General features: G+C 68.2%; 20 protein-coding genes. 7 read left to right on the top strand and 13 right to left on the bottom strand.

The window, feature by feature from the left end:
* Positions 1-3: 3 nt before the first annotated feature.
* The 4 genes from AC07U0_RS00505 to AC07U0_RS00490 are packed head-to-tail and all read right to left on the bottom strand — an operon-like array spanning position 4 to position 4,854.
* The gene (locus AC07U0_RS00505) at positions 4-1,128 is read right to left on the bottom strand and encodes an acyl-CoA dehydrogenase family protein (protein ID WP_494718083.1); all 1,125 of its coding nucleotides are present in this window, start codon (positions 1,126-1,128) and stop codon (positions 4-6) included.
* Positions 1,125-2,045, bottom strand: coding sequence for an acyl-CoA dehydrogenase family protein (locus tag AC07U0_RS00500; RefSeq protein ID WP_494718082.1), 921 nt, complete (start codon positions 2,043-2,045; stop codon positions 1,125-1,127). Before AC07U0_RS00500 ends, AC07U0_RS00505 begins: the two co-directional genes overlap by 4 nt.
* Positions 2,042-3,208, bottom strand: a complete 1,167-nt coding sequence (locus AC07U0_RS00495) for an acyl-CoA dehydrogenase family protein (RefSeq protein WP_494718081.1) — start codon at positions 3,206-3,208, stop codon at positions 2,042-2,044. Before AC07U0_RS00495 ends, AC07U0_RS00500 begins: the two co-directional genes overlap by 4 nt.
* Positions 3,208-4,854, bottom strand: a complete 1,647-nt coding sequence (locus AC07U0_RS00490; protein WP_494718080.1) for an AMP-binding protein — start codon at positions 4,852-4,854, stop codon at positions 3,208-3,210. The genes AC07U0_RS00495 and AC07U0_RS00490 overlap by 1 nt, the downstream gene beginning before the upstream one ends.
* A gap of 276 nt (positions 4,855-5,130) precedes the next feature.
* On the opposite strand from AC07U0_RS00490, the gene AC07U0_RS00485 reads away from it, so the two are divergent.
* The 3 genes from AC07U0_RS00485 to AC07U0_RS00475 all read left to right on the top strand — a co-directional run bounded on the left by AC07U0_RS00485 (position 5,131) and on the right by AC07U0_RS00475 (position 8,094).
* On the top strand, positions 5,131-6,210 hold the full coding sequence (locus AC07U0_RS00485) for an AraC family transcriptional regulator (RefSeq protein ID WP_494718079.1): 1,080 nt from the start codon (positions 5,131-5,133) through the stop codon (positions 6,208-6,210).
* A 137-nt stretch (positions 6,211-6,347) separates the two neighbouring features.
* Positions 6,348-7,325 carry an acyl-CoA dehydrogenase family protein gene (locus tag AC07U0_RS00480; RefSeq protein WP_494718078.1) on the top strand — a complete coding sequence of 326 codons (978 nt, stop codon included), beginning with the start codon at positions 6,348-6,350 and terminating at the stop codon, positions 7,323-7,325.
* A 19-nt stretch (positions 7,326-7,344) separates the two neighbouring features.
* Entirely contained in the window at positions 7,345-8,094 is a 750-nt protein-coding gene (locus tag AC07U0_RS00475; protein ID WP_494718077.1) for a class II aldolase/adducin family protein, read from the top strand.
* 3 nt (positions 8,095-8,097) lie between these two features.
* Here the strand turns inward: AC07U0_RS00475 and AC07U0_RS00470 are convergent, their stop codons facing one another.
* From AC07U0_RS00470 to AC07U0_RS00450, 5 genes are read right to left on the bottom strand one after another with little or no spacing between them, the layout of a single operon-like run.
* Positions 8,098-8,547 carry a MaoC family dehydratase gene (locus AC07U0_RS00470; RefSeq protein ID WP_494718076.1) on the bottom strand — a complete coding sequence of 150 codons (450 nt, stop codon included), beginning with the start codon at positions 8,545-8,547 and terminating at the stop codon, positions 8,098-8,100.
* A 2-nt stretch (positions 8,548-8,549) separates the two neighbouring features.
* Positions 8,550-9,332, bottom strand: a complete 783-nt coding sequence (locus tag AC07U0_RS00465) for an enoyl-CoA hydratase (RefSeq protein WP_494718075.1) — start codon at positions 9,330-9,332, stop codon at positions 8,550-8,552.
* Complete coding sequence (locus tag AC07U0_RS00460; protein WP_494718074.1) at positions 9,332-10,249, bottom strand: SDR family NAD(P)-dependent oxidoreductase; 918 nt, start codon at positions 10,247-10,249, stop codon at positions 9,332-9,334. Before AC07U0_RS00460 ends, AC07U0_RS00465 begins: the two co-directional genes overlap by 1 nt.
* A 13-nt stretch (positions 10,250-10,262) precedes the next feature.
* Positions 10,263-11,162, bottom strand: coding sequence for a LysR family transcriptional regulator (locus AC07U0_RS00455; RefSeq protein ID WP_494718073.1), 900 nt, complete (start codon positions 11,160-11,162; stop codon positions 10,263-10,265).
* A 16-nt stretch (positions 11,163-11,178) separates the two neighbouring features.
* On the bottom strand, positions 11,179-12,021 hold the full coding sequence (locus AC07U0_RS00450) for a cupin domain-containing protein (RefSeq protein WP_494718072.1): 843 nt from the start codon (positions 12,019-12,021) through the stop codon (positions 11,179-11,181).
* Positions 12,022-12,174: 153 nt separating this feature from the next.
* On the opposite strand from AC07U0_RS00450, the gene AC07U0_RS00445 reads away from it, so the two are divergent.
* Positions 12,175-12,894, top strand: a complete 720-nt coding sequence (locus AC07U0_RS00445; RefSeq protein ID WP_494718071.1) for an SDR family NAD(P)-dependent oxidoreductase — start codon at positions 12,175-12,177, stop codon at positions 12,892-12,894.
* A gap of 7 nt (positions 12,895-12,901) precedes the next feature.
* On the opposite strand, the gene AC07U0_RS00440 is transcribed toward AC07U0_RS00445, so the two are convergent.
* The 3 genes from AC07U0_RS00440 to AC07U0_RS00430 are packed head-to-tail and all read right to left on the bottom strand — an operon-like array spanning position 12,902 to position 14,831.
* A complete protein-coding gene (locus AC07U0_RS00440) occupies positions 12,902-13,240 on the bottom strand; it encodes a hypothetical protein (RefSeq protein WP_494718070.1) in 339 nt (112 codons plus the stop codon).
* Complete coding sequence (locus tag AC07U0_RS00435; protein ID WP_494718069.1) at positions 13,240-14,034, bottom strand: SDR family NAD(P)-dependent oxidoreductase; 795 nt, start codon at positions 14,032-14,034, stop codon at positions 13,240-13,242. Before AC07U0_RS00435 ends, AC07U0_RS00440 begins: the two co-directional genes overlap by 1 nt.
* Positions 14,031-14,831 carry an enoyl-CoA hydratase-related protein gene (locus AC07U0_RS00430; protein ID WP_494718068.1) on the bottom strand — a complete coding sequence of 267 codons (801 nt, stop codon included), beginning with the start codon at positions 14,829-14,831 and terminating at the stop codon, positions 14,031-14,033. The genes AC07U0_RS00435 and AC07U0_RS00430 overlap by 4 nt, the downstream gene beginning before the upstream one ends.
* Positions 14,832-15,178: 347 nt before the next feature.
* Here AC07U0_RS00430 and AC07U0_RS00425 point away from each other — a divergent pair, with 347 nt between their 5' ends.
* The 3 genes from AC07U0_RS00425 (at position 15,179) to AC07U0_RS00415 (ending at position 19,048) form a co-directional block, all read left to right on the top strand.
* Entirely contained in the window at positions 15,179-17,356 is a 2,178-nt protein-coding gene (locus AC07U0_RS00425; protein ID WP_494718067.1) for a TonB-dependent receptor, read from the top strand.
* Positions 17,357-17,458: 102 nt separating this feature from the next.
* Positions 17,459-18,238 carry an SDR family oxidoreductase gene (locus tag AC07U0_RS00420; protein ID WP_494718066.1) on the top strand — a complete coding sequence of 260 codons (780 nt, stop codon included), beginning with the start codon at positions 17,459-17,461 and terminating at the stop codon, positions 18,236-18,238.
* A gap of 15 nt (positions 18,239-18,253) precedes the next feature.
* Positions 18,254-19,048 carry an enoyl-CoA hydratase/isomerase family protein gene (locus AC07U0_RS00415; RefSeq protein WP_494718065.1) on the top strand — a complete coding sequence of 265 codons (795 nt, stop codon included), beginning with the start codon at positions 18,254-18,256 and terminating at the stop codon, positions 19,046-19,048.
* On the opposite strand, the gene AC07U0_RS00410 is transcribed toward AC07U0_RS00415, so the two are convergent.
* Positions 19,045-19,665, bottom strand: coding sequence for a TetR/AcrR family transcriptional regulator (locus AC07U0_RS00410; protein WP_494719165.1), 621 nt, complete (start codon positions 19,663-19,665; stop codon positions 19,045-19,047). The two genes, AC07U0_RS00415 and AC07U0_RS00410, sit on opposite strands and share 4 nt — an antisense overlap.
* Between the last annotated feature and the right edge of the window lie 43 nt (positions 19,666-19,708).

The raw sequence follows: 19,708 nt of genomic DNA, 5'->3' as shown, positions 1-19,708 counted from the left end.
GACCTAACGCGGGCCGCGCGGCAGGCCGAGGACGCGTTCGCCGATGATGTTGCGCTGGATCTCGGCCGAGCCGCCCGCGATCGTCTCGGAGAAGGCGTCGAGATAGTGATGGCTGAGGCCGTGCTCGCCCAGCGCCTCCGCCGAGGCGATGCCGCACAGGTCGAGCGCGGCGGCCGAGACGCGTTGGGCGTATTCCGCGAACCCCAGCCGCACGATGGAGCCGGACGAGTCCGGCACGCTGTCGGCGCTGTCGAGGGCGAAGCGATAGGCCATGGCCTTTTGCGCCGCCCCCTCGGCGCGCAGCCGGGCGATCCGGGTGCGCATGGCCGGACGGTCGGTCGGGCAGGCTGCCAGCAAGGTCTCGACCCCCTCGATCAGGCCGAGCAGCAGGGGCAGGCTGGCGGTGCCGCGCTCGAAGGCGAGGGTCGACATGGCTGTGCCCCAGCCGTTGTTGACCCCGCCCACCACATTCTTCAGCGGGATGCGGACCCCGTCGTAGAAGACCTCGCAGAACTTGCGGGGGCCGGCCATGGTCTTGATCGAGCGCACGGTCAGGCCGGGCGCGTTCATCGGACAGATGACCCAGGTCAGGGCGCCCGAGGTCTTGGCCGTCGGATCGGTGCGGACCAGCAGTTCCTGCCAGTCGGCGATGTCGGCGTAGCTGGACCAGATCTTGTGGCCGTCGATGACCAGTTCGTCGCCCTCGAGCCGACCGCGCGTGCGGACGGCCGCCAGATCCGAGCCAGCGCCGGGTTCGGAGAAGCCCTGACACCAGATGTCCTGACCGTTGAGCAGCCGGGGCAGGTGGAAGGCTTTCTGCTCTGGCGTGCCGCAGGCAATCAGGGTCGGACCGGCGTGGTTCAGACCGACGAAGGAGGCGTCGAGCGGGGAGGGGGCGCCGGCGCGGGCGTATTCCTCGCACCAGACGATCTGCTCCAGCACACTGGCGCCCCGCCCACCATAGGCCTTGGGCCAGGCGATCCCGGCCCAGCCGCCCTCAGCCTGGGTCTTCTGCCACGACAGGATGGCCGCGCGGGCGCCGGGGCCGTCCAGCGGATGGGGTTGGGCGGGCTTGTTGGCCTGGAGCCAGTCGCGGGCCTGTCGGCGGAACTCGGCGATGTCGGTCATGCGGCGTCTCCCCAGGCCGCGATCGCCGCAGCGCGCGCCTGACCGGTCGACCCGCCCAGCTCGCCGACCAGGGCGCGCAGGCGGTAGGTCCAGTAGTGCAGCGGATATTCCAGCGTCAGGCCCATGGCGCCCGAGAACTGGTGCAGGTCGAAGGTGAACTGCGGAATGCGGGCCTGGACGAAGCCGGCGGCGATGGCGGCGTCATCCTCGCGTCCGGACCAGGCGGCGCGAAAGGCCAGCCAGCGGGCGGATTCGGTCGTCTCGGCGGCCATGGCGAGGCGGTGCTGGATGGCCTGGAAGGCGCCGAGCGGGCGGCCGAAGGCCTGACGCGTGCTGACATGTTCGACTACGGTCGCGACGGCCGAGGCCATGCAGCCGGCGGCTTCCGCGGCGAGGGCGATGCGCCAGACGCGGCGCAACAGGGCGACGTCGGCGAAGACCGTTCCCGCGCCTTCGTCGACCTCGGTCAGACGGCCGTAGGGATAGGCGAACAGGGTCTCGACCGGCGCGACCTTCGACGCATCGACGGGCAGGATCAGGGCGTCGTTTCCCCGATCCACGATCAGGATCTGAGCCATCGGCAGATAGCGGGCGGCCCGGCTAGGGCTGCCGCTGATTAGGGCGACCGGGCGGACGCCCGGCTCCAGTCCCAGAGCCGGGGCGATGATCGCCGTGGAGGCCGCCTCCACCGTCTGCGGCAGGCGGGCCAGCCGCTCGACGATCAGGGCGGCGTCCAGCAGTCCAAAACCGTCCTCGCGCGCGATGTCGAGGAAGCCGGACTCGCTCAGCACCGCGTCGAGCCCGTGTGCGTATTCGGTGAAGACCGGCTCGGTCGGGGCGGGCGGCGCCTCGGCGGTCAGCAGCTGGTCGAGACCGGTCAGCAGGCTGGTCTGGTCTTCGTTGAGACTGAAGTTCATCGCCGGCCTCCTTCGCCCGGAAGCTCGAGCCAGCGGCGCGCGATCAGATTGAGCTGGATTTCGGCGGCGCCCGAGGCGACCCCGGCGGCGATGGCGCGCTGGTGATGGGCCTGCTGCACCGGGTCTTCGCCCAGAAGGCCTTCGGGCAGGAACTCGGTCAGGAAGTCGTTGACCCCGTTGTCGGCCAGGACCACGGCCCAGCGGGCCACGGCGCCGTAGGCGTCGGGCGGCAGGTCGCGCGCCCGGGCGTCGACGATCCGGTACACCAGCATCCGCGCCGCCTCGCACAGCATCAGGGCCCGGCCCGCGCGGTCCTGAACCACCGGATCGGCCCAACGTCCGTCCGTCTTCAGCCGCCCGACCGCGCGGTCGAGGATGCGGCGCGAAAACTCGTAGCGGGGGATGCCCACCCGCTCGTTCTGCAGGGCGAAGGTGATGATCTCCCAGGCCTGCCCCTCGGCGCCCAGCCGGTTGGCCTCGGGCACGAAGACCTCGTCGAAGAAGACCTCGTGGATGTCGCCGTCGCCGATCAGGGAAGGGATGGACTTCACCTGGATGCCCGCCGACTTCATGTCGGTCAGCAGGATGACGATGGCCGCCTTGCCGGTCACGGCGCCCTCGACGGCGGGGACCCGGGCCAGCAGGAAGCAGGCGTCGGCGCGTCCGGCATAGGAGGTCCAGACCTTGGCGCCCGAAACCCGGTATCCGCCCTCGACGGGCGTTGCGGTGGTGCGCAGCGAGGCGAGGTCCGACCCGGCCGAGGGTTCGGAAAAGCCCTGACACCAGATGGCCCGGCCCTCGCGGATCGGCGGCAGATAGCGGTCCTGCTGGTCCGCCGTGCCGAAGCGCATCAGGACCGGGCCGATCCAGTTGATGTTCATATACTGAGGGCCACGCGGCTCGCCCGCAGACCAGACCTCCTCGGCCATGATGAACTGACGCCAGACGCCTTCATCGCTGCCCCCGAAGGCGCTCGGCCAGTTGGGGATCAGCAGGCCCTCGTCCGCCAAAGCCGAGCAGAAATCATAGGAGAAGTCGGTCTGGACCTCGCTGCCCGGACCATGCAGGGCGATCTCTTCCCAGTTGTCGGGCAGCATCCGGTCGAGGACCGAACGGATGCGTTCCCGGTGCGCGACCTCGTCCGCCGACCAGCCGAATTCCATCAGGCCGCTCCTCGCGTAAGGTCGGCGCGCAGCACATGCTTGAGCACCTTGCCGGCGTCGTTCTTGGGCAGGGCGTCAAGGACGGCGACCTGTTCCGGAATCTTGAAGGAGGCCAGACCCGCCTCGCGCAGGAAGGCGCCGAGCTCGACGACATTGGGGGCCTCGCCGTCGCGCGGCACGATCACGGCGCAGGCGCGCTCGCCTGTCGTCACGTCGGGCAGGCCGACCACGGCGATCTCGGCGATGCGCGGATGGGTGACGAGGATGTCCTCGATCTCCTTGGGCGCGATGTTCTCGCCCTTGCGGATGATGATGTCCTTTGCCCGGCCCGAGATGACCAGACAGCCGTCGTCCCAGCGGCCGAGGTCCCCGGTGCGGTAGAAGCCGTCCGCGTCGAAGACCGTGGCCTCGTCCTCGGGATGCAGATAGCCGACCAGCATCTGCGGTCCCCGCGCGCGGACCTCGCCGGTCGCCGCGACCGTTTCGTTGGCGTCGATCAGTCGAACTTCGGCGATGCCGGGCCGGCCGTCGGTCTCGGCGGCCAGATCGACGGCGTCTGCTTCCAGCACTCCGACGGTGGTGACGGGCACTTCGGTGGAGCCATAGACGCGCGTCACCCGGGCCTTCTCGAACCAGTCGGCGGCGGCGCGGATCAGCGACGGCGGCACCGCGGCCCCGCCGCAGATGAAGACCTTCAGATCGGGCAGATGGTCGTCGCCGGCCTTCGCGGCGGCCAGCAGCTGTTCGAGGAACGGGGTGGCGCCAGCCATATGGGTGCAGCCGTGACGACGCATCAGGGTCAGGCCGGCCTCGGCCTCCCAGCGCTCCATCAGGACGGCGGTCGTGCCCAGAAGCAGCGGGATTTCGAAGGCGTAGATCGAGCCGCCGATGTGGCTGATCGGGGAGGGCACTAGGAAGACGTCGCCGGGTGCGATCAGCCAGTGATCGCCGAGCTGCCGGGCCAGGGCGTGGATCGAGTTGTGGGTGTGCATCACCCCCTTGGGCAGGCCGGTGGTCCCCGAGGTGTAGAGGATCATGCGGACGGCGTCGGGTTCCAGCATCGGCAGGGGCGCGATGTCGCCGGTCTCCAGCGCCTCGAAGGCCGTGTGACGCCCGGCCTTGCCGCGCAGGACCACGACCTCCGGTGGGGAGGGCAGGTCGGCGACGACCCGGTCCATCATGGCCACATAGTCGTGGCCGCGCAGGTCGGCGGGGACGAAGATGATGCGGCTGTCGACATCGTCGAGCATGAATTTCAGCTCGCGGTCCCTGAGGGACGGCAGGATCGGATGGGCCACCATCCCGGCCAGGGTCGTGGCCAGATAGATCAGGGCCGCCTCATGCCAGTTGGGCAGCATGAAGGAGACGACAGCGCCCCTCGGCACCCGCTCCAGCAGGCGACCGGCCAGAACCACCGCGCGGCGACGAAGGTCGGCGGCGGTCAGGGCGATCTCACCGTCAACGACCAGCACCCGATCGGGCGTCGACAGGGCCGCGCGGTCCAGAGCCTCGGCCAGGGTCTCGCGCACCCACAGCCCGCGGGCATAGGCATCCTCGGCGCGAGCCGGGTCCCAACGCACGCTGCGGTTCTCGATCAGCCGGCGTCCGGCGCCCGCTGAAGCTGAATTGCGCGGATGCACCGTCATTTCGCAGGAATCCCGAAACGGGCGACGGGACGCGAACCGGGCGCCGCCCGATCCGGACGGCAGGCGTGGCAAGACAAGGACAGACGCGGAAACATGGGCCTGAGGGTTACGCGGTCGCCGCATCGCTGTCGTTGACCCAGCACGACATCGTGTCCGCAAATGGCGACCGGCGCCCCCTGTGGCCCTGGCGCCTGCCTTGTCAGGGCCACAGAGACGGGCGCATGATCCGCTTCGGGAACAAGAAGCCGCAAAGGCCGCGTTCATCGAGGAAACATCATGCCGCTGGATTCTGTCCGAGACCGCACCGCCGACGAGGCCGCGAAAGCAGACGCCCGCTTTGAGGTCGTCCATATCGAGACCCTGAGGTTCTTCCCCGAGCTGGTCATCGAGCTGGGCGGCGACCCCGCGCCCCTGATGCGCAAGGCGCGCATCGATCCCTTCATCTTCGACAAGCGCGGTTCGGTGCTGGAGTACCGGTCCTTCGTCCAGTTGCTGGAGCTCGCGGCGGCCGAGCTCAACTGCCCTGACTTCGGCATGCGGCTGGCCATGCTGCAGGGCGGGCACAAGGTCATCGGCCCGGTGGGTGTGGTGATGAAGAACTCCAAGACCGTGGGGCAGGCGCTCGGCTACTGCGCCAAGCACATCCACGCCTACAGCCTGGCGACCCGGGTGCGGTTCGAGCCGGACCGGGCCAATCACCGGCTGTTCGTCGGCCTCGAAATCCTGCTGGAGAACATGCCGCAGCGATCGCAGGCAGTGGAGCACGGCCTGCTCCTGGCCAACCGCAACATTCGCGACATTTCCGGCGAGGGGGTCACGGCGCGAGCGGTGATGTTCCGCCATCCGCCGGTCGCGGCGCCGGAAGTCTATCGCGCCATGTTCGGCTGCGACGTCCGCTTCGGCCAGCGGTCAGACGCCCTTATGCTGACCGAGAACGACCTGCTGTGCGAGGTCGCCGAGGCCGACGAGCAGATCTATGAGATGGCGACCTCCTTCATCGACACCCGCTTCCCGCCGGCGACGCCGCCGATGCACGCGCGCGTCCGGGGTCTGGTGCGTCAGCTGCTGGGCGGAGACGACTGCACCAACGAACGGGTCGCGGCCGAGCTGTGCATGCATCCGCGCACCCTGCAGCGCCGTCTGCGTCAGGAAGGCAAGTCGTTCGAGAGCATCAAGGACGACGTGCGCCGCGATCTCGCCCTGCATTACCTCCAGCAGACCGACATGCCCCTGTCCCGGGTGACCGAGAAGCTGGGTTACGCCGAGGCTTCGGTGCTGTCGCGCAGCTGCGACCGCTGGTTCTCGACCTCGCCATTGCAGCTGCGGCGTCAGGCCCTGATCGCACCCGCCGCCTGATTGCGCCATTGATCCCGGGCTTGACTCGGGACGACACGTGTCGCCTCGCGTCGGGGGTTCGTCTGGAGCCGTCAATGCGGCCGACCGCCTCCCGGGACTAGGATGACCGCCTGTTCGGGTGGTTGAAAGTCGGGTGCATGGGTGAGGGCAGTGAGCAGGGCGGGCGCTATCAGCCCAGCGGCGATCAGCTCGCATTGGCCTCGACCGTGGCGGACGCGCTGGAAGACCTGCTTCCGATCGCCCGCCTGCACCAGTCCCACACCGAGACCTCCGGGACCTGGGCGGCGCTGGAAGACCTGGGCCTGTTCGGCATCGCTCTTGATGAAGACGCCGGGGGCAGTGGACTGGGCGCCGCCGAACAGTCCCTGATCGTCGCCGTCCTGGGCCGGCAGCTGGCCTCGCCCTCGGTTCTCGCTACCATCGGCGCCGCCCACGCCCATTGGAACAGCGGCGGCCCTGCCGGTCTGGACGGTCGCCGGGTCGCGGTAGCCTATGGGGCGCGCGGACGTACGGTCGTCGTTGAGGATCCCGAGGCCGATCTGGTTCTGCTGCGCGGCTCCGAGCCGAAGGTCCATACCGCGCCCGCCGATCTGGAGCCGCTGGACGAGGCGCTGTGGACCGTGCGGCTGGCCGGGGCGGAGGGACTGGGCAACTCCATCGCCGGTTTCGATCCGGAGGAAGCACTGCGCCTGAGGCTGCTCGACGCCGCCATGCTCTCAGGTCTGGCCGAAGCGGGGCTCCGGATGGCGGTCGCCTATGCCGGGATGCGCGAACAGTTCGGGCGACCGATCGGCAGCTTCCAGGCGATCAAGCACCGCTGCGCCGACATGGCCATGGCGGCGCGGGGCGCACGCGATCTCGTCACCTTCGCCGCCGTCGCCTTCGATGACGGCCGCGCGGATGCGCCCATGCTGATCGAGAGCGCATTCCTGATGGCGGGGCAGGCTGCGCTCGACAATGCCGCGGCCAATATCCAGATCCACGGCGGTATCGGCTTCAGCGACGAGGCCGATCCCCATCTGGTGCTCAAGCGGACCCAGGTCTGTCTGGCCATCGCCGGAGGACTGGAAGCCGCCGCCGACCGCGTCGCCGCCGCCTCCCCGGGACAGGCCTGACCCCATGTTGGAGACCTCCATGTCCGTCGAAACCTCCGTTCCCAACAGTACAGAAGCGGCCCTGCGCCGCGATCTGGCCGCCGCCTACCGGCTGGTCGCCCATTTCAAATGGGACGATCTGGTCGCCACCCATATCTCGGTCCGGCTGCCGGACGAGAACGCCTTTCTGATCAATCCTTTCGGCATGCTGTTCGAGGAAATCCGGCCGAACGATCTGGTCAAGGTCGATATGGACGGCACGATCCTCAGCCCCACACCTTGGCGGGTGAACAGGGCCGGGTTCGTGATCCACAGCGCCATTCATGCCGCCCGCCACGACGCCCAGTGCGTCATGCATCTGCACACCCCCGACGGTATCGCCGTCTCCATGCTGGAGGAGGGGCTGCTGCCGCTCAACCAGACGGCCATGTTGCTGGCCAACGACATCGCCTTCCATGAGTTCGAGGGTATCGCGGTCGAGATGGAGGAGCGCGAGCGGCTGGCGCGCGACCTGGGCGACAAGAACATCATGTTCCTGCGCAACCATGGCACCCTGGCGCTTGGGCCGTCGATCCCGGAGGCCTTCGCTTCGATGTATTTCCTCGAGACGGCCTGCACCATTCAGGTCCGCGCGCTGAGCATGGGGCGGCCCATCCACTGGGCGCCAGACGAGGCTGTGCAAAAGGTCGCGGCCTTCCGTCCCAATCAGGGCCACGACACCGCCCATTCCCTGATCTGGCCGGCGCTGCTGAGGAAGCTCGATCGCCTCGATCCGACCTGGCGCGACTAACCCTCAGGCCGGGTAGAAGAGGGTCAGCCAGTCGGCGACGACGGCGGGGCGGTCGGAGTCCTCCAGCTCGATCCGGCATTCACGGCGGAGCAGGATCCCATCGCCGCGCGTCTCTACCGAGGCCACGGTTTCGCGCAGCCGTACTGATGCGCCCGCCCTGACCGGCGTCAGGAAGCGGATGCGGTCGAAGCCGTAGTTCAGTCCCATCCGCGCGCGCGCGAACACCGCGATCTCGCCCGTCATGCCGCCGATCAGGGACAGGACCAGAAAACCGTGGGCGATGGTCCCGTCGGCCTCGCGTCCGGCGCGGAGGACATCGACATGAATCCACTGACGGTCACGGGTCAGGGTCGCGAACGCGTCGATCATGGCCTGATCCACGGTGACCCAGTCGGAGACACCGAGCTCTGTTCCGGTCAGGCCGGGCAGGTCAGCGAGCGGGATGGCGCGCACCTTCAACCCCTTTTCAGCGGATCGGTGAAACCGGCGCGGGTCATGGCCCGGAACTCTTCCGAGACGTGCGAAATCTGGTGGGTGTCGAAATGGGCCTGAAGCGCCGCGCGGAAGCCCTGGATGTCCAGCGCCCGGTGCAGGGACCGTTTGACCAGCCGCAGGGCGAAGGGCGGCTTGGACGCGATCTCCCGCGCCAGATTATCGGTCGCCGTCTCCAGCTCCGCACGCGGAACCAGTCGCGAGACCATGCCGCAGTCGAAGGCCTCCTGCGCGCCGACGCGGCGGCCGGTATAGAGCATGTCCTTGGCCAGCTTCAGCCCCAGCACCGTGTGGTGCAGCAGGACCCCCGCGCCCGAGGAGGCGAAAGTCCCCACTACCGGATCCGCGAAAAAGGCATCGTCCGAGGCCACGATCAGGTCGCACAGATTGGCCAGCACGAAGCCGTAGGCGATGCAGCCGCCCTGGACCGAGGCGAGGGTCGGCTTGGGCGCGTCCCAGATCTTCATCGACAAGTCGAAGGAGAAGCGCTGTTCGAAGGCGTAGCGCTCCTCGACCGTGAAACCCCGGCCGTTGTCCTCGGCGGCCTTGAGGTCGTGCCCGGCCGAGAAGTGGTCCCCGGCGCCGGCCAGGACGATGACCCGTACGGCCTCGTCGCTGATGGCGCGGTCGAAGGCCGCGCCCAGCTCGGTCATGGTCCGCTCGCTCTGGGCATTGCGGCTGGCCGGACGGTTGACGGTGATGCGGGCGACGCCGTCCCTGACCGCATAGTCCAGGTGTTCGAACATCACTTCGCGGCCTCCAGCATGGCCAGCCGTTCCAGAACCCGTCCCTCGGGACCCGGCCGTGTCGGGACACCGCGCGTCAGGTCGGCGATCTCGGCGAAGCGGGCGTCGAACATCTCCACGGTGATCTCCTGCGCCGGATCGAACTGGACGCCCTCGGTCTCGAAATAGTGCAGGCGGCCGAAGCCTCCGGCGGCTGCGGTCAGGATGGTGGCGGTGACGTCGCAGCGCTCGCTGGCCAGCCAGCCGACGGCAGGCGAAACGAGCGCCGGGTCCAGCGCCCTCATCATGGCATCTTCCGGATCGACCTCGCCCGACATCCGGGTCAGGCCGCCCGGCGATATGGCGTTGACGAGCACATTGTTTCGCGCCCCCTCCAGCGCCAGAACACGCATCAGGCCGAGCAGCCCTTCCTTGGCAGAGGCATAGTTGGATTGGCCGAAATTGCCGCCCGTCGCCGAAACGGAGGTCGTCAGGATCACCCGTCCGTACTTCTGCGCATTCAGCACTGACAATGCGGCGCGGGTGCAGTAGAGGCTGCCCCAGAAGTGCACGTCCATCACGGCGCGGAAGTCGTCCAGCTCCATCTTCGCGAAGGTCCGATCACGCAGGATGCCGGCGTTGTTGACGAGGATATCGAGGCCGCCGAAGGCGTCGAGCGCGGTCTGGACGATGGCGACCGCACCCTCGGGCGTCGCCACGCTTTCGAAGCTGGCCACGGCCTCGCCGCCCGCGGCCCGGATCTCGGCGACGACTGAGGCGGCGGGGGTCTGGTCCGCGCCCGCGCCGTTGACCGCCGCCCCGGGATCATTGACCACCACCTTCGCCCCCTGCCGGGCCAACAGCAGGGCGTGATGTCGCCCCAGCCCCGTGCCCGCGCCGGTGACGATGGCCGTCCGCCCGTCCAGTCTGAGGGTCACGGGTCTCTCCTTGTCAGACGAACAGATGCTTCTCGCGCGCGACGCAATCGAGCACGTAGTCGCAGACGGCGCGGTAGCGTTTCACGGTGCGAAGATCGCGATGAATGATCATCCAGAGCTGGCGCACGACCTTAATTTCCTTCGGCAGAACCTGGACCAGATCGCCGGGCGCGTTCTCGACCATATAGCCGGGCAGCAGGCACAGGCCGCCGCCGGCCGAAGCCGCGTGCAGCTGGGCCACCAGATTGGAGCTGGCGAACTCGGGCTGGGACAGCCGGGAATAGGCGAGGGAGGTCGGGTCGAGCGCCGGCTCGAAATCGAAGTCGCGCATGTATCCGATGAACCGGTGCGGGTTCAGGTCGTCGGCCGAGCGGATACGCGGCGATCGCTCCAGATAGGCGCGCGAGGCGTAGAGATAGAGGGAGACGTCGGTCAGCTTGCGGATGATGTGCCGGCTCTGCTGCGGCCGGGTGATCACGAAGGCGACGTCGGCCTCGCGCTTGGACAGGTCGAAGAAGCGCGACTTGGCGACCAACGTGACCCTCAGGCTCTCGTGCTGGCGGCACAGTTCGGCCAGACGCGGCGCAAGATAGTAGCTGCCAAAGCCGTCGTGGGCCCCGACCCGGACCGGCCCCGAGATCGAGGTGTCCGAGCCCGACACCTCTTCGGAGGCGCCGAGCACGATGCTTTCCACCGCCTCGGTCGATTCCAGAATGCGTTCGCCCTGTGCGGTCAGCTGGAAGACGTCCTTTTGCCGGTCGAACAGCTTGGTCTCCAGCGCCCGCTCCAGCGCGGCGACGCGCCTGCGCACCGTGGTGTGATCCACCGACATGATCTTGGCCGCACGGGCCGGACTGCCCGCACGCACCAGCGTCAGGAAGAAGCGGAAATCATCCCAGTTGAGGGGATTCACGGGTCGGCCCGGAGGTTCACGCGGCGGCTCCCGCGTCTTCGGGGGCGACGGTCGGGACGGTGGAGTAGTCGGCGGGCAGGCAGAGCTCGAACACCACATAGTCGGGCGAAAAACCGGCCACGTCGTGCCGCATGCCGTTGGCCAGGCACATGGCGTCACCGGGGACCATTCTGAGCGGGGCCTGACCGTCGACGGCGATGTCCACCCAGCCGGCCACGACGAGGAACATCTGGCTCATGGAATGGACGTGCCAGCCGGTGCCGCCCTCCATCTGACCGATGGCGCGTACGACATGGATATGGACCCGCCCGCCGGTCGCGGCGGTGGTCCCCAGATCGCGATAGACGAAGAAGGCGCGCGGGCCGCCGTCGGCCTTGAACACTTCCGGGCCATAACGGCGCACGCCCTCAGGCAGGCGCACGGTCGAGAAGTCCAGCGTCGGGTGCGGCGCGACGCCTGCGCCATGACCCGTGGTCGCCGTCTCGAAGCCTTCGAAGTGCGCCGACCATTCGACGGCCGTGGCGCCCGAGGTCACATCCTGAAAGGCGCAGTCATCGGGACCGAGCCGGATCGTCGTCCCATCGGCTCCGGTAAAGGCGATCTCCCCGGAGGTGACGTAGAGCAGGCCGAGCCCGCCATTCGCGGCCGTGCTCCAGCCCGTCGCCCGACCGGTGTTCGCGGCCTTGAGCGCCCGGCCCATCACCTGTCCGTTGGAGGCCACGCCGATGCCGAGATCGCGCGACTTCAGGCCGGTGATCCCGTCGGTTGACCAGACCGCGCCTTCTGTTTGCGCGAGGGTGAATTTCATCGGCACGGGCTCGAACCGGCTCAGAGAAGGCGCGTCGAAGGGCTTGTACATTCTGGGGTTTCCCGATTTCCGTTCGGAGGCGTCAGTCCGGAAGCCTATCGCGTCGTCCCTCTTGGCGAGAGCGCCAAGTGCGCGCAGTTTTGCAACTGGACTTGGCAGGGATCGCCATTGCGACGACCGCCCCGGAGAGCGACCAGATCCATCATGAACACTTCCGTTGATACGACCCGCACAGCCCTGGTCACCGGCTGCCTCGGGGCCATCGGAAAGGCGATCTGCGTCGAGCTGGCGGCGAACGGCTATCGCGTCGTCGGTATGGATCGGGTCGAGAAGGCCGCCTTCGTCCAGGGCGACTACCTGACCTGCGACCTGTCCGATCCGGCGGGCGTGGCGGCGGCGATGCAGGCCTATCGTGACGGCGGCGGATCGGTCGACCTGCTGGTCAACAACGCGGGCCACTACGATCCCAAACCCTTCTTCGAGACCTCGGTCGAGGACTTCGAGCGGTCCGCCCGGATCAATGCCACGGCGCCCTTCCAGCTCAGCCAGATCGTCGCCCGTTGGATGGTCGAGGACGGGCGGGAAGGGGCGATCGTCAACATCGCTTCCATCGCCGGAAAGCTGGGCAGCCCCATCGTCGCCTATGGGGCGTCCAAGGCGGCGGTGCTGGGCCTGACGCGCTGTCTGGCCAAGGCGCTGGCCCCGCACGGCATCCGCGTCAACGCCGTGGCGCCCGGCGTCATCCGCTCGCCGATGAGCGACGCAATCGCGCCCGCACAGGTCGCTGCCCAGCTGACGGTCACGGCCATGAAGCGGCTGGGCGAGCCGGAGGAGATCGCCAAGGTGGTCGTCTTCCTGGCCGGTCCGGGCGCGGCCTATATGACCGGCGCCATCGTGGATGTGGCCGGCGGCTGGATGTCCTGACCGGACCTCAGGCATCGACCGCCATGAACTTGACCGTCCCGGTCCGATCGAAGGCGGGGCTCAGCGGCATGGCCTCGGTCCCTGCGATCGACAGCAGATGGAAGGCCAACGCGGTCGGGTCGTCCGTCTCGAATTCGTAGATGGCGAGGGAATCGAATGGCGCGGCCCGCGTGGGCGTCGGTTCGTTCGGCGACAGAACCTGATTGAGGATCCTGTAGCGCTTCGCGCCGGTCACGCCCGCAATCCGCAGGCAGTCGGGGATGTGCTGGTCGTCGTACCAATCGGCGAAGGCATGCTCCTGACCTTCAACCGCCTTCGTCAGAACGAGGTAGTGATACGTGGCCATCAGGCGACGCCCGGCCGTTCGACCCAGTCGGCCTCGAGCGCCTTCTGTGACAGGAATTTGGTCGTCGACCAGCCGCCATCGACGGCCAGGGTCTGGCCGTTGATCCAGCGGGCGTCCGGCGAACACAGGAAGCAGATGGCCGCCGCCACATCCTCGGGCTCGCCCCAGCCCTCGGCCGGGGTCATCTCGAAATTCATCCGCCGGACGCGCTCGTCGTCGAGGCGGTGCTTCATCATGTCGGTGGCGATGACGCCGGGCGCCACGGCGTTGGCGCGAATGCCCTGGGTCCCGTACTGCACCGCCAGATGGCGGGTCAGGCCGATGATCCCCGCCTTGACCGCCGCATAGGTCCCGGCCCGCATCCCGCCGATCAGGCCAAAGGTCGAGGAGACATTCACGATCGCCCCGCCGCTGCCCATGACTGTCAGGGCCTCGCGTGTCAGCCGGATGGGCGCCCGAAGCATCAGGTCGAGGCTTTCGTCGATGAAGGCGTCGTCTGACTCGTGCAGCGGCTTCGGGCTGCCGGCGCCGGCGTTGTTGACCAGATAGTCCAGCCGCCCGAAGGCCGACATCGCCAGTTCGACTGCATATTTCGGCGTGTCGTCTGCGGTGACGTCGGCGGACAGGACAGCGACCCGGTCGGCCTTGTCGCCTGCCAGCCGCTGCAGTTCGACGAGGGGTTCCGGACGGCGTCCGACCCCGACGACCGCCACGCCGTCCTTCAGGAACCGCAGGGCCGTGGCCAGACCGATGCCGGTGCCGGCGCCGGTGATGAGGGCGACAGGTCGGCTCATGCCTCGATCTTCCATGTGGGGGAGCGGGGGCGGTACTCGGGCAAGCGCTTTTCGGAGAAGGCGCGCAGAGCCTCCTTCGAATCCGGATGCCCGCTCATGCGCACGGTGAAGCGCTGTTCGAATTCATAACCCTCGCGCAGGTCCATGTTTTCGATGCGGTTGAGGATCGACTTGGCCAAACGAACAGCGGTCGGACTGAAGCCGGCGATGCGGCGGGCATAGCTGCGCGCGCGGTCCAGCAAATCTTCGCGATCACAGACCACGATCGCTCCACCGGCGGCGGCGAAGTCCGTGGCCGGGATGTGCTCGCCAGTGAAGAACATGCGCCGAACGAGGGGCTGGGGCGCCATTCGCGCCAGATGCCGGGCGCCGCCCATGACCCCGACGGTCAGTTCGGGCAGGCCGAACTTCGCGTCCTCGGACGCCACGACGAAATCGCAGGAGGCCGCGATGGCCAGACCCGTGCCGATGGCTACCCCGTGCACCGCGCCGATAACGGGCAGGGGGCAGTCCTGAATGGCGAAGAAGGCCTCACGCACCCGCCACATCCGCTCGGTCCCGTTGTCGGGGGTCATCGACATGAACTCGGCCAGGTCGTTGCCGGCGCAGAAGTGCGGACCCTCGGCGGCCAGGACGATCGCGCGCACGTCGTCGCCCATCTGGTCCGGATCGGCGAAGAGGTCGGCCAGCTCGATATACATGTCCCGGTCGACGGCGTTGGCCGGGGCGCGGTTCAGGCGGATGAGCGCCACGCCCGTATCGTCGACCTCGATGAGCAGGGATTTGAAACGGGTCACGACAGGCGGCTTCCGGCTCTGCGGCGGCCGTTCCAGACCCCCGCGACCCGTCCTCAGTGATCGGCGGCGACAGGGTTGGCAACGCCCCGGGCGGCCCGGGTCGCCTGAAGTCAATGCGATGTCGGGCGGCGTCTAGCTCTTCGTCAAAAGCGCTGGAATTCCATGGCGGGAGCGGCTTTTCCCGTTGGACGACAGCAGGCGACACGGGCGTTAAGCGTGTCGGGGCATGTCAATCCAATGTCGTCTCGCACGGGCCGTATAGGGGCTACTCTCCAGTATAAGGAAATCAAGGTCCCGCCAAAAGGGACCCGCCAGAGGGAGGCACAGGAATGAACCGGACCTATCGCATGAAGCGTTTTCTGACCGTCGGCGTGGCCCTGGCCGCGCTGGGCGCCGCCGGAAGCGCCTTCGCCCAATCTGCGGCGCCCGCCACGTCTCAGGATGACTCGGCCAGGGTCGACGATGTCGTCGTCACCGCCCAGAAGCGCGCCGAACGCCTGCTCGACGTGCCCATGTCCATCACCGCCACCTCGGGCGAGGAGCTGTCGAACGCCGGCATCGGCTCGACCTCGAACCTGCAGCACATCAGCCCCGGTCTGGTGACCGTGAACAACGGCTTCGCCTTCACTCCCGCGATCCGCGGCATCTCCTCGGTCGGCACCTCGGCCGGCGACGAGGCCAACGTCTCCATGTATCTGGACGACGTCTACATCGGCGCGCCGCTGGCCGGGATGTTCGACCTGAAGGACATCCAGCGCGTCGAAGTCCTGAAGGGACCGCAGGGCACCCTGTTCGGCCGTAACGCCACCGGCGGAGCCCTGCGCATCGTCACCCTGGCCCCGTCCTTCACGCCGCGCGCCGAGCTGTCGGCCGACTACGGCTTTGACTTCAAGCAGGTGAAGCTGGGCGCCTATGTCACCGGTCCGATCACCTCAACCATCGCCGGCTCGCTGAACCTCTTCCATCTGGAGAACGACGGCTATGTCGAGAGCGTCGCGCCCGTCCTGAACGGCGCCCGGGTGGCCAAGGCTGACAACTCCTCGATCCGCGGCAAGCTTCTGTTCCAGCCCAACGACACCCTGCAGTTCACCCTGGCGGCCGACTATTCCGACCGCAGCGACAACTCGATCTTCTCGGCCATCCCGCGTGACGGCCAGAACCTGAACGCCAGCACCCCGGGCGTCCTGGTCGGCAGTCTGGATCACTATCCGGGAGGCACCTTCCCGATCATCGACACGACCGCCAAGGGCGTCAGCCTCGACGGCACCTGGAACCCGTCGGACTATCTGACCGTCCGCTCGATCACCGCCTATCGCAGCGCCTCGGGCCTGTTCCAGACCGACACCGACCGGTCCAGCGCCGCAGTCAGCTCGCTGCGCCTGATCCAGGACCAGGACACCTTCAGCCAGGAGTTCAACTTCTCCGGCCCCTCCGAGGATCGTCTGTCGTGGATCGGCGGCCTGTTCTACTACCACTCGACCGCGGGCAACCCCTACTTCCAGGCGGTGTCGGGCAACGCCCCGAACGGCACGGTGGTCTCGAACTTCACCGACACGGTCAAGACGACCTCCTACGCCGCCTTCGGCGAGCTGAACTACGACTTCACCGAGAAGCTGCACGGCATCCTCGGCGCCCGTTACACCTCCGAGAAGAAGCAGTTCGACTTTGCGGACATCGTTCGTGCCGCCGGCCTGCGCACCAGCTCCGCCGAGAACACCTGGGAAAGCCCCACCTTCCGCGGCGTGCTGCAGTACGACTTCACGCCGGACGCCAACATCTATGTCTCGGCCTCGAATGGCTTCAAGAGCGGCGTCTACAACTCCTATTCGCTGCCGGCCATTCCGGTCGCGCCGGAGAAGATCACGGCTGTCGAGATCGGCGCCAAGGGCCGGTTCTCGGGCATCACCCTGACCGCCGCGGCCTTCTGGTACGACTACACCGACATCCAGGTGACGGCCTATACGTCGCTGCCGGGCGGGGCCTATGTCTCGACCCTGAACAATGCGGCGGCGGCCACGGTGAAGGGCTTCGAGTTCACCGCGCGGGGTCCGATCACCGACCACCTGTCGTTCGACGTCGGCTTGTCGGCTCTGCCGACCGCCAACTACGACGAGTACACCACCGCCTCGGTCTTCATTCCCAACCCGGTGACGGGCGGCGCGACCAGTGTGGTGCCCTACGACGCCTCGGGCAGCCGCATGCTGCGGGCGCCGAAGTATCAGGCCAATGCGCGCCTGACCTATGAGAACACCGTCGCCGGCGGTGAGCTCTATGCGACCGCCAACCTGTCCTACAATGACGGCTTCTACTGGCAGGCCGGCAATCTGACCCAGGAGTCCTCCTACACCACCATCAACGGCAAGGTGGCCTGGACGGACCCGCAGGGGCGACTGACCTATTCTGTCTGGGTCGAGAACCTGACGGACGAGCGCTACAGCATGAACAGCACCAACGGCGCCCCCGGCCTGTCGGACGCCTTCTCGCCGCCGCGCCTCGTCGGGGTCGGCATCGCCGCCCACTTCTAGATCCTTCCTCCCCGCGCCTCAGGCCGTCGGACGCCCCTCTGCACTTCCAGGCAGGGCGACCGGCGGCTCCTCTTTTGGGGCGCGCCCAACCGAAGGCCCGCGATGGACCTGAAGATCTGCGGACGCACGGCCCTGATCTGCGCCGCCAGCCGCGGTCTGGGCCGGGCCTGCGCCGAAGCCCTTGCGGCGGAAGGCGTGCAGGTCACCATCACCGGTCGCGATCCGGGGACCTTGTCGGCGACTGCCGCAGAGATCGGGGCCGCGACTGGCATGGAGGTCGGCGTTGCGGCCGGGGACATCGGCACGGAAGAGGGACGGCGGCTCGCTTTGGCGGCCTGTCCCGAGCCCGACATCCTGATCACCAATGGCGGAGGGCCGCCGCTGGGCCCATTCGGGGATCTGGACGAGGAGCAATGGCGACAGGCGGTCGAGGCGAACATGCTGGCGCCCCTGAGCCTGATCCGGGCGGTTCATTCCGGGATGCGGGCGCGAAGGTTCGGGCGGATCGTCAACATCACCTCGGCCTATGTGAAGGCGCCGCATCCCTTGCTGGCCCTGTCGGTCGGGCCACGCGCGGGGCTGACGGCGGCAGTGTCCTGGCTGGCGCGTGAGGGCGTGGCGGACAATGTCACAATCAACAACCTGCTGCCCGAGATGATCCTGACCGACCGCGCCCGCGCGGGCTTTGGCGCCATGGCCGATCAGGCGGGCGTCGACCCTGCCGCCTTCGTCGAGGGCGTGGTCGCCGATCTGCCCGCCCGCCGGCTGGGCGAACCGCGCGAGTTCGCCGCCGTCTGCGCCTTCCTTTGCGGCGCCGACGCCGGATACGTCACCAACCAGAACATCGTCGTCGACGGCGGCCATTACCCCGGCGTCTTCTAGAGTGGAGTTCCCCCCATGAGCGAGGTCATGAGCGAGGTCGTGGACCTGACCGTCGAGGACGGCATCGCCCGGGTCCGTTTCCGCCGGCCCGAACGGCTGAACGCGCTCGATCTGGCCATGACGACGGGCTTCCGCGCCGTGTTGCAGAGCATCGTCGCCGACCCATCCGTGCGCGTTGTCGTCCTGTCCGGGGAGGGGCGAGCCTTCATGGCCGGTGGGGATCTGGCCTGGCTCAAGGCGGCGACGGACCGGCCCCGCGCCGCGCGCGAACTGATCGCTCCAATCCATGAGGCCCTGGTTGCGCTCAACGACAGCGGCCTGCCGGTGCTGGCGGCGATCCAGGGCGCGGCGGCAGGGGCGGGTCTGAGCCTCGCCCTGTTCGCCGATCTGGTCGTCGCGGCCGAGGATACGAAGCTGAACATGGCCTATCTGAAGGTGGGGGCGCCGACCGACTGCGGCGGCGCCTGGTCCCTGACCCGGCTGGTGGGGCCCCGCAAGGCGATGGAGATCGCCCTGCTGTGCGAACCCATCGATGCGGCGGGGGCGCTGGCGCTGGGGTTGGTCAACCGCGTGGTCCCCAATGCCGATCTGGAGGCGGAGACCCTGGCGTGGGCGAGACGCATCGCGTCAGGCCCGCCGCTGGCCACGCGTCTGACCCGGGGGCTCATCGCGAAGGCGACGGGTCGGGACTTCGCCGATCATCTGTCCGCAGAGCTGGAAGCCTTCGTCGCCTGTGCGGGAACTTCGGACTTCGAGGAGGCGCTCGACGCCTTCCTCGGCAAGCGCCCCCCGGTCTTCACCGGTCGCTAGCGCGGCTGCAACGCCCCGACGAACAGCTCGGCATAGTGTTCGCCGATCTGGCGCGCCGTCTTCGAGCCGTCGTCCTCGAACCACAGGGCGGCGGCGTTCAGGGCGCCGGCGATGGCGAAGGCGGTCATCTTGGTGTCTGTCGCGATCAGGGAGCCGTCTTCAACGCCCTGGGTCAGGACGGCGCGGATCCGGTCATCGACCGTGCGCTTGATCGCCCGCAGCTCGCTGCGGATCGGCGGTGAGACGCTGTTGTCCGGCACACGCGTGAGGCAGCGGCCGTAGATCGACAGGATGGCCTCGGCATAGGCGATGATCAGGACGCGCAGTCGGTCGCGCGCGCTGGCGCTCTCGGGACCAGCAGCGAGGGTGACGTCGTCCAGCGTGTCCAGCGCCCGGCGGTAGCAGGCCGCCAGCAGGGCCTCCTTGCTCTCGCCGTAGTAGTAGACCGTCGGCTTGGTGACCTTCAGGTCCCGCGCGACGTCCTCCAGCGCCGTATTGTGGAAGCCCCGTTCGCTGAAGGCGCGGGCCGCCGCGCGCAGCACCGCCTCGCGCTTGATCTCCCGCTCCCGAAGGCGGTCGTCGGCGGACTTCCACGGTGAGGTCTGGGTCGGGGCCATACCCACGGGTATAGGGTCATCCATCGTCGTAGAACAAGGACTT

This window comes from Brevundimonas sp. GW821-FHT02A10, assembly GCF_059422025.1.
This window is presented reverse-complemented; position numbering and strand designations above follow the sequence as displayed.

Coding starts and splice junctions, on each gene's coding strand:
- AC07U0_RS00505 (WP_494718083.1), bottom strand. CDS start 1,128: ATGACCGACATCGCCGAGTTCCGCCGACAGGCCCGCGACTGGCTCCAG.
- AC07U0_RS00500 (WP_494718082.1), bottom strand. CDS start 2,045: ATGAACTTCAGTCTCAACGAAGACCAGACCAGCCTGCTGACCGGTCTC.
- AC07U0_RS00495 (WP_494718081.1), bottom strand. CDS start 3,208: ATGGAATTCGGCTGGTCGGCGGACGAGGTCGCGCACCGGGAACGCATC.
- AC07U0_RS00490 (WP_494718080.1), bottom strand. CDS start 4,854: ATGACGGTGCATCCGCGCAATTCAGCTTCAGCGGGCGCCGGACGCCGG.
- AC07U0_RS00485 (WP_494718079.1), top strand. CDS start 5,131: ATGCCGCTGGATTCTGTCCGAGACCGCACCGCCGACGAGGCCGCGAAA.
- AC07U0_RS00480 (WP_494718078.1), top strand. CDS start 6,348: ATGGGTGAGGGCAGTGAGCAGGGCGGGCGCTATCAGCCCAGCGGCGAT.
- AC07U0_RS00475 (WP_494718077.1), top strand. CDS start 7,345: ATGTCCGTCGAAACCTCCGTTCCCAACAGTACAGAAGCGGCCCTGCGC.
- AC07U0_RS00465 (WP_494718075.1), bottom strand. CDS start 9,332: ATGTTCGAACACCTGGACTATGCGGTCAGGGACGGCGTCGCCCGCATC.
- AC07U0_RS00450 (WP_494718072.1), bottom strand. CDS start 12,021: ATGTACAAGCCCTTCGACGCGCCTTCTCTGAGCCGGTTCGAGCCCGTG.
- AC07U0_RS00445 (WP_494718071.1), top strand. CDS start 12,175: ATGAACACTTCCGTTGATACGACCCGCACAGCCCTGGTCACCGGCTGC.
- AC07U0_RS00440 (WP_494718070.1), bottom strand. CDS start 13,240: ATGGCCACGTATCACTACCTCGTTCTGACGAAGGCGGTTGAAGGTCAG.
- AC07U0_RS00435 (WP_494718069.1), bottom strand. CDS start 14,034: ATGAGCCGACCTGTCGCCCTCATCACCGGCGCCGGCACCGGCATCGGT.
- AC07U0_RS00425 (WP_494718067.1), top strand. CDS start 15,179: ATGAAGCGTTTTCTGACCGTCGGCGTGGCCCTGGCCGCGCTGGGCGCC.
- AC07U0_RS00420 (WP_494718066.1), top strand. CDS start 17,459: ATGGACCTGAAGATCTGCGGACGCACGGCCCTGATCTGCGCCGCCAGC.
- AC07U0_RS00415 (WP_494718065.1), top strand. CDS start 18,254: ATGAGCGAGGTCATGAGCGAGGTCGTGGACCTGACCGTCGAGGACGGC.
- AC07U0_RS00410 (WP_494719165.1), bottom strand. CDS start 19,665: ATGGCCCCGACCCAGACCTCACCGTGGAAGTCCGCCGACGACCGCCTT.